The 4657-nt window shown below is 45.5% G+C and carries 4 protein-coding genes; 3 read left to right on the forward strand and 1 reads right to left on the reverse strand.

Annotated features, from left to right (window positions below):
* Positions 1–148 precede the first annotated feature (148 nt).
* Positions 149–1096 (reverse strand): arginase, encoded by a 948-nt coding sequence (locus VIP81_RS14335; protein WP_331961799.1) that lies wholly within the window; start codon positions 1094–1096, stop codon positions 149–151.
* 235 nt (positions 1097–1331) lie between these two features.
* Between VIP81_RS14335 and VIP81_RS14340 the strand changes: the two genes are divergently transcribed.
* The 3 genes from VIP81_RS14340 to VIP81_RS14350 all read left to right on the forward strand — a co-directional run bounded on the left by VIP81_RS14340 (position 1332) and on the right by VIP81_RS14350 (position 4549).
* Positions 1332–2471 carry an acyl-CoA dehydrogenase gene (locus VIP81_RS14340; RefSeq protein WP_331961802.1) on the forward strand — a complete coding sequence of 380 codons (1140 nt, stop codon included), beginning with the start codon at positions 1332–1334 and terminating at the stop codon, positions 2469–2471.
* Positions 2472–2604: 133 nt separating this feature from the next.
* On the forward strand, positions 2605–3294 hold the full coding sequence (locus tag VIP81_RS14345) for a YggS family pyridoxal phosphate-dependent enzyme (protein WP_331961805.1): 690 nt from the start codon (positions 2605–2607) through the stop codon (positions 3292–3294).
* A 4-nt stretch (positions 3295–3298) separates the two neighbouring features.
* Entirely contained in the window at positions 3299–4549 is a 1251-nt protein-coding gene (locus VIP81_RS14350) for a TlpA disulfide reductase family protein (RefSeq protein ID WP_331961808.1), read from the forward strand.
* Positions 4550–4657: the final 108 nt, after the last annotated feature.

A 4657-nucleotide genomic window follows, 5' to 3' on the forward strand; every position in this document is an offset into this window, starting at 1 on the left:
CTCTAATCCCTCCGCTCTAATCCCTCCGCTCTAATCCCTCCGCTCTAATCCCTCCGCTCCAATCCCTCCGCTCTAATCCCTCCGCTCTAATCTAACAGCTAACAGCTAACAGCTAACAGCTAACAGCTAATAGCTAACAGCTGCTTCCTCAGTTCATCATCAGCACATTCACACTCCGCTGTAAAATATTGAACGCAATTTCAGCCATCAGGTTCTCCCGATCCAGCGTAGGGTTCACTTCTGTAATTTCAAAACAACAGATTTTACGATGCTGCATGAACTTGGCAATCAGATCTTCTGCTTCCCGCTCCCGTAAACCATTACTAACCGGTGTGCCGGTACCCTTGGAAATAGAGGCATCCAGACTGTCTACATCGAAAGAAACATAAATGTATTCGCAGTCGCTGAGATAGCGGAATACTGATCGCGAAATGTTTTCCGGTCCCTTACGACGTACTTCACTGGTGGTAATCACCTTCATGCCGTATTGTTTGATCAGGTGTTCTTCCTCTTTCTCAAAATCCCGCAGGGAAATGAATACAATATCTTCCGGCAATACTTTGGGCGCTATTTTACCAATGTTCTTCAGCGAATTCCACATTTTGGCGGTGTTCTCATCCAGGTCATGCACCTTACAGTCCATATTATCCTCTGCAATAGCAGTAGCCAGTGGCATACCATGCATATTACCCGAAGGAGTGGTATAAGGTGTATGCAGATCAGCATGAGCATCTATCCAGATAACTCCCAGTTTGGCTTTGGGATGCGCCATCTTCAAACCGGCTATAGTGGCGCCGGCCGTGCTGTGATCACCGGAAAGCAGTACCGGAAACCAGTTGGCTTTCACTGTTTCACATACACTTTTGCTGATACGCTCATACATATTAAAGGTGCCTTTGATCCTTTTGGCGTAGGGAGACTCAATGGGTTCAAACAACAGCTTATTCTCCGTTTCAATTGCTTCGGTGGGGAAGTGCACAAAAAAGTTGCTCATGAAGTCCAGTGCGGCAATCTTGATGGCATCTACGCCTAAACTGGCGCCGCGGGTTCCTGCTCCTATTTCTGATTTTACTTCTATTATTTTAATATTCTTCATAAACACATCATTATAGGCAAGCTACAGGATTTTATGTGAACGCCCAAAGCAGCGAACCGTGTAATGGTGAAAAATTGGTATATAATAGCTGAACCAAATCCAATACAGTAGCGTTATCGTAGCGATTTGTTCAATATTTCCCCGATTCTGGTTGACAACATTGAATTTTAATCAGCCTATTTTTTTACGTCCTGATTTATAAATAATTTGGGAGATTACTCATAAAATTATAACCATGGATTTTCAATTGACGGAAGAGCATCTGATGATACAGAAGGCAGCACGTGATTTTGCGATCAGCGAGCTGTTACCGGGCGTAATAGAAAGGGATGAACATCAGAAATTTCCTACGGAACAGATTAAAAAACTGGGGGAACTCGGTTTTCTAGGTATGATGGTAAGCCCTAAGTACGGCGGAGCAGGGCTGGATGCTATCTCTTATGTACTGGCAATGGAAGAAATCTCTAAAATAGACGCCTCTGCCTCTGTGGTTATGAGCGTCAATAATTCATTGGTGTGCTGGGGCCTTGAAACCTTTGGTACAGAAGAGCAAAAGCAAAAATACCTGGTGCCGCTGGCATCCGGTCAGATTATAGGCGCTTTTATGCTGAGCGAGCCGGAAGCCGGTTCTGACGCCACTTCTCAGCGCACCACTGCAGAAGATAAAGGAGATCATTATCTCCTCAACGGTACCAAAAACTGGATCACTAACGGTAACTCTGCCAGCGTTTACCTGGTAATGGCCCAAACACACCCGGAAAAAGGCAGCAAAGGTATCAATGCACTGATCGTAGAAAAGAACATGCCCGGTATTACCATCGGCGCTAAAGAAAATAAACTCGGCATCCGCGGCAGTGATACCCACAGCGTCATGTTCCAGGATGTTATTGTTCCTAAAGAGAACCGGATAGGAGAGGATGGTTTCGGATTCAAATTTGCGATGAAAACCCTCGCCGGTGGCCGTATTGGTATCGCTTCCCAGGCATTGGGCATCGCCAGTGGCGCATATGAACTGGCACTGAAATACTCCAAAGAAAGAAAAGCTTTCGGTAAAGAAATATCCCAGCATCAGGCAATTCAGTTTAAACTGGCCGACATGGCCACCCGCATAGAAGCCGCCCGCTTACTATGTCTCAAAGCCGCATACGACAAAGATCAACACAGAGATTATACACTCAGCAGCTCCATGGCCAAAGTATTTGCCTCCGAAACAGCCATGTGGGTAACCACAGAAGCAGTACAGGTACACGGCGGATACGGCTATGTAAAAGAATATCACGTGGAACGCCTTATGCGCGATGCCAAAATCACCCAGATATATGAAGGTACCTCTGAGGTACAACGTATCGTGATCAGCAGAGCGATATTAGGATAGAATTATGAATTACGAATTACGAATTACGAATTACGGATTTGTGGGTAGATAGAAGCGAGTATTCATCTCCTCGTTTACCATCTACCCACAAATCCGTAATTCGTAATTCGTAATTCGTAATTATCTTTGTCCGATGGCAATTAACTTAGAAGCATACCAAGAGGTGCTTTCCCGGCTGAAGCCTTTTAACGCAGTACTGGTAGCTGTTTCCAAAACAAAAACAGTGGCGGATATAGCAGCTTTTTATGCAGCAGGACAAAGGATCTTCGGAGAAAATTACGTACAGGAATTAACCGAAAAACAGGCTGTTTTACCGGCAGATATAGCATGGCATTTTATCGGACATCTGCAATCCAATAAAGTGAAATTTATAGCGCCCTTTGTACATACCATCCATGCAGTGGATAGCTTAAAACTACTGCAGGAAATCAACAAACAAGCCGCTAAACATCAGCGCATTATTCATTGCCTGTTACAGGTACATATTGCCGCAGAAGAAACAAAGTTTGGTATGGATGAGCAGGAGTTACAGCAACTGCTCCAGGCATATGCCTCCAATCCATCGGCGTTTGCTGCGGTGCGTATTGCCGGTATGATGGGCATGGCCACCAACACTGCCAACGAAACACAGATCCGTAAAGAGTTCCACCAGCTCCACCAGTTATTCGGATCCGTTAAAACCACTTACTTTAACAACGAAGCGTACTTTAAAGAACTGTCCATTGGCATGAGCGCCGACTATTCCATAGCCCTGCAGGAAGGGAGTACTATGGTACGTATTGGTAGCCTGCTGTTTGGCGAAAGGAACTATTCACAAATGTAGACTTATGAAGAAATTATGGATCTATTGCCTGGCAGGCATCGGCATGGCCGCCTGCAACAATGGCAACGCCACAAAATACCTCGCCAATGGTGTGTGGCAGGCAAAACTGCACCGCAATGACGGCGCAGACATCGTTTTCAATTTTGACGTAAAAAATACCGATGGTAAAACAACCCTGCATGTCATCAATGCCACAGACAAGCTGCTGGTGGATGATGTAACGGTGAAAGGCGATTCTGTTTTTATCAAAATGCCTTTTTTTGATTCAGAATTCAAAGCCAAACTAACAACAGACAGCGCCCTGGAAGGCCAGTGGATCAGGCATCTGGCAGATAAAGATGTCAGTATTCCTTTTACCGCCATCGCTGGTAAAGCAGAACGCTTTAAGGTAAATACCCCCGCTGCCGGAGATGTAAGCGGCCGTTGGGTAACACAGTTTGTATCTGCAAAAGATAAAGACAAAGCACCTTCCACCGCTATCGGAGAGTTTAAACAATCCGGTAATACCGTACATGGTACCTTCCTTACCACCACCGGCGACTACCGCTTTCTTGATGGGGTAGTGGATGGCGATACCCTCCGCCTGTCTACCTTCGATGGCTCCCATGCTTACCTGTTTACTGCAGTGGTGGGGAAAGACAGTCTCACCAATGGCCGCTTCTACGCAGGCATTGGCGACGGCCTCGAAGACTGGTCAGCAGTGAAAAACGATACGGCTAAATTACCCGATGAAAGAACTATCGCTACCATGAAGCCCGGTCAGCAACAACTGGACTTTACGTTTCCTGATATGAACGGCCAGAAAGTGAGCATCAAAGACGATCGCTTCAAAAATAAAGTAGTGATCATTACCCTCATGGGCTCCTGGTGCCCTAACTGTATGGACGAAACCGGCTTCCTGAGCACCTGGTACCGGAAAAATAAGGACCGTGGTGTAGAAGTGATAGGACTCGCATACGAACGTACCACCGATTTTGAGAAATCAAAGAAAAGCCTCGAAGGCTTCCTGAAACGCTTTAATGTGAACTATCCGGTGCTGATTACCGGCGTAACACCCGCTGATCCGGAAAAGGGCGAGAAAACTTTACCACAGCTTACCGCCATTAAAGGTTTCCCTACAACCATTTTTATAGATAAGAAAGGAAACGCACAGGAAGTACATACCGGTTTCTCCGGACCCGGTACAGGCGAACACTACGAGCAGTTTCAGGCTGATTTCAACCGCCTTGTTTCCGGTATGCTGGACACGAAATAAACGTTGTTTAATAGCATAGTATCCCAAAATCGGTATTTAGCGCGACTGATGCTATTCAGATATTTGGGCTAAAATGATATTAAACTACTAATATTTAATAATTATATA

This window comes from Chitinophaga sp. (genome assembly GCF_036566945.1).
Lineage (GTDB): Bacteria > Bacteroidota > Bacteroidia > Chitinophagales > Chitinophagaceae > Chitinophaga.